The 3,460-nt window shown below is 67.6% G+C and carries 3 protein-coding genes and 2 pseudogenes; 4 read left to right on the top strand and 1 reads right to left on the bottom strand.

Features of this window, described 5'->3' with window-relative positions; translation table 11 throughout:
- On the bottom strand, window positions 1-635 hold a 635-nt coding region (locus VIU94_RS28420; RefSeq protein ID WP_331915488.1), incomplete at its 3' end, for an NAD(P)-dependent oxidoreductase.
- Between the two features lie 88 nt (window positions 636-723).
- Here VIU94_RS28420 and VIU94_RS28415 point away from each other — a divergent pair.
- The 4 genes and pseudogenes from VIU94_RS28415 to VIU94_RS28405 form a co-directional block, all read left to right on the top strand.
- A complete protein-coding gene (locus VIU94_RS28415) occupies window positions 724-1,443 on the top strand; it encodes a TetR/AcrR family transcriptional regulator (RefSeq protein WP_331915487.1) in 720 nt (239 codons plus the stop codon).
- A 252-nt stretch (window positions 1,444-1,695) separates the two neighbouring features.
- Window positions 1,696-1,770: pseudogene (locus VIU94_RS44785) on the top strand (GntR family transcriptional regulator); the annotation flags it as partial.
- 213 nt (window positions 1,771-1,983) lie between these two features.
- Window positions 1,984-2,544: a hypothetical protein gene (locus VIU94_RS28410; protein WP_331915486.1), complete on the top strand. Its 561-nt coding sequence runs from the start codon at window positions 1,984-1,986 to the stop codon at window positions 2,542-2,544.
- 671 nt (window positions 2,545-3,215) lie between these two features.
- A pseudogene (locus tag VIU94_RS28405) lies at window positions 3,216-3,460 on the top strand (hypothetical protein); the annotation flags it as partial.

Here is a 3,460-nt window from a genome sequence, read left to right as displayed (position 1 = left end):
CTGAGCCCGTCGGCGTCGCGGACCGGCTGGTCGCCGCCGATCCGGAACCGGCCGGTTCGCTCACCGGGGGCTATGTCCTCGGCGGGGCTGAAGTAGGTCCAGAACCGGTTGGACGTGCGCAGGATGTTCAAACCGTCTCTGGCGCCGCGCACCGCGGCGACGTACCCCCTTGGCAAACCGACCAGATCGAGGGTCTTGTTCAACTGCTCGTCGGCGTCTGCCAGCACAAGTCCGGGTTCGACCTCCAGGCTGCCGGCGCCGCCGATCACGATCAGCCGGGTCCGGGGGTGGGCGTCGAGCGCCTTCAGCAGCGCCCGCGCGGCAGTGACGTAGACGGTGGGATCGGCGATCGAGCGCTCCAGCGTGTCTGCGAAGTCCTTGGCCGCATTGCCGGGCTGGAATCCGCTGATCAGTACGTCCAGACCGGGTACTGCTGCGGTGACGCTCGCAGCATCCAGGATGTCGATGCTCTTCCAGACGATGTTGTCCCGGTTCTCGCTGATCTTCGTGGCGTCACGACTGAAGGCCGTGACGTCGTGTCCCCGGTCGAGGGCCTCCGTGACGACGCGACTGCCGATGCCGCCCGTGGCCCCGATGACTCCGATGTGCATGGCTCTCCCTTGGTAGCTGCTCATGCCGCCATCACCTCGCGGCACGCAGAAACTATACGCCGTGAAGTTTCGATACGATGCTCAATATCGTCACGCTGTAGAGTGAGCAGTCATGGGAAGCGTGGGAAACACCAAGGGGCGCCGCGAGCGGTTGCGGGCCGAAACGACCGCGGAGATCAAGAAAGTCGCGCTGGAGCTGATGGCCTCGGGCGGGCCCGGCGCGATCACACTGCGGGCCATCGCCCGCGAGATGGGCATGACGGCAAACGCCATCTACGGGTACTTCGCCACCCGGGACGACCTGGTCACCACGCTGATCAACGACGTCTACACCTCATTGGCCGACACCGTGGACACCGCCTGGGACGCCGCCCCCGCCCTGGACCCGGCCGCCCAGATCCAGGCATGGGCCTGCGCCTTCAGGACCTGGGCGCTGGCCAACCCCGAGGGCTTCCGCCTCATCTACGGTGACCCCGTGCCCGGCTACCGGCCTCCCGAGGGGGGCGCCGCCCCGGACGCCGCCCACCGCCTCTGCACAGGCATCACCGCACTTGCGGCCGCCGCCTGGCCACACGCGGAACTCCTCCACGCGGACGGCGACTTCACGTGGTCCGACTTCGACCCCGGCCTGCTGGACAAGGTCCGCCCGGCCTTCCCCGACCTGCCCCCTGCCGCCGTGGCTCTCGCCATGCGCATCTGGAGCCACTTGCACGGCCTGGTGTCGCTTGAGATCTACGGCCACCTGCAGACCCAGGCCCTCAGCCCGGAAAAGCTCTTCCGCGAAGAGCTGGCCCAGCTCATCCGGTCCTTGGACACCCCATCGCAGAGCTGACGACCGCGTGAAAGCAACCGACTGCAGGTTCGCAGGCTCGCCCCGGTCGGCGTCGTACCGCACCTCCGGCCGCCGGATCGAGGTTGTCGCGCTCGCGCCCCCCGGAGGCGCTGAGCCGGCTCGGGATACTCGATCGCTTCCTCGCCACAGCCACCGAGAAATACGCAGATCTACAGGCCCGCCCCTGGCATGCGGACCTTGCGTGCCCCGCGGAGTTCATCCCTGGCCTTCGCACGGGGTGATGGGCTCAAACGGGCCGTTGAGGTCAATGAGATGACCCTGGACTCCGCTTCCTACGCGCTGGAGTACGACTTCGATGCCCAGTAAGCCGCCCACGGCCATTGGGCGTCTCAAGGAGCGCGCCTGGGCCCAGTTTGCCCCATCTTGGGGCCCTTGGGGGCATGACGTCTCGCGCCGGAGCGAGAGGTTGAAGAGTGCGGCAGCCGACTCCCCCTGGCTCAGCCGGAGCCTTGGACGCAGGCGAGTGACGGGCGGAGGCAGTGGTTCCGCTTTCTGGCGCGCGATGTATTCTCCTGCACCATGTCTCGAATCACCACCCGTGCCATAGGTCTCGCCACAGCCCTCACCGGCGTACTCATGAGCGTCTATGGGGTCCAGACCTTCGCCACTGCGGTGGGCCTGGCCGGTACGGGAGGAACCCTGGCCGTCGCCGACTGCCGGGTGGACGTCTCGTACAGCGACAGTGACCGGGAAGCCGACGACCGGCACGAGACCCGACGGTGCTGGGGAGAATTCAGCGCCGCCGACGGCTCGGACTTCGACCCGAAGCACGAGCTCGCCAGCGACGAGGCGCAGCCAGGTGACCGGATAGAGGTCCGGGACAACGGCACCCTCTACATGGAACCGAATGCCGCGTCGGTGGCAGCGGGCTCCGCCATCGTCCTCATCGCTCTCGGCTTGCTGGTGATGGGAGTGCTGATCCTCATCACCGGGCGCCGCCCCTCCGCCGGGGCGATAGGGAAGAGCCAACAATTCAATGCCGCGGTCCGAGCCCTCCCGTTCGGCCGGACCGCATTCTGGACCTTCCTCGGGTCCTTTGCCGCAGGGCTGCTCAGCTTCGGTCTCGCCGAACTCCTCTGAACAGACGCACGCTCACCGATCCGTCCCTCGGATGAGTGCCCGGCCGCCGGCCCTGGGGTCCCTGACCAGCCTCCGGATGAGCGCCGCCTGCCGTTCTGCACGCTCTGGGTGGATAACCCGGGGAAGATCTTCTGCCGAGGCCACCATGACCGGTGGAGGAACGCCCGCCGGCCAGAGGTCGACGAGTACATGGTGGACTGTCAGTCGAATTGCACCGCGACGATTGATCTACGGCTGCCCCCTCAGCTGACCTTGGAGTTTCAGTACGAGATGCAGTGCCGGGCCGACGCCCACCGCCGGACCACCTCTCCCCCCGTGACACGCATGCGGTTCGACTGGTAAATCGTCCCAGGTGACCTCGTCACTGGCCCTCGACGAAGCCCAATGGCGCCCGCGCTCGAAGTCCCAGGATGGCGCCTGCGCTCGACGTCCCAGGTTCGCAAACCGGTGCTGTCCCTGATCGAGACGCGCGACGCAGTGGAGACACTGCGGGCGGCGCCGGCTGGGAGATCGAGTATCCGCAGGACGTGTGGCGTCTGGACAGACTTCCCGGCATCGCTCTCCCGCACGCGGCAGCCGCCCCGAGGGCCCGGCTGCGGTTCGACCGGATCGCCCAGCCGTGGCGGCGTGACCTGGCAAAACGATAGCTACGGCTGCGCCTTATGTCCGGGATGAGCATCAGCACTGTCCATAGCAGCCTGGAGACGGTGGCCTGCTTCAGTCGCTTCCTTGCCCATGTCGGCATCGATCGGCTCGCTGACGTCGACCGTCCCCCGCTCGAACGCCACCTCGCCTGGGTTGCCTTCCAGCCCGGCGAACGGGGCCTGAAGAAGACCCGTATCGCAGCACCTCCAGGGCCGATCCCGGCACCACCGCACCGCTACGCGGTCCGGGCGGCACGCCAGGCTGTCGCTTC

It is taken from the genome of Streptomyces sp., from assembly GCF_036566765.1.
Classification (GTDB): domain Bacteria; phylum Actinomycetota; class Actinomycetes; order Streptomycetales; family Streptomycetaceae; genus Streptomyces.
The sequence above is the reverse complement of the archived record's forward strand: the minus strand, read 5'-3'. Positions and strand labels throughout refer to the sequence as shown.

Excerpts from the sequence above, each read along its gene's own strand:
- VIU94_RS28415 (WP_331915487.1), top strand. The coding sequence starts at position 724 with ATGGGAAGCGTGGGAAACACCAAGGGGCGCCGCGAGCGGTTGCGGGCC.
- VIU94_RS28410 (WP_331915486.1), top strand. The coding sequence starts at position 1,984 with ATGTCTCGAATCACCACCCGTGCCATAGGTCTCGCCACAGCCCTCACC.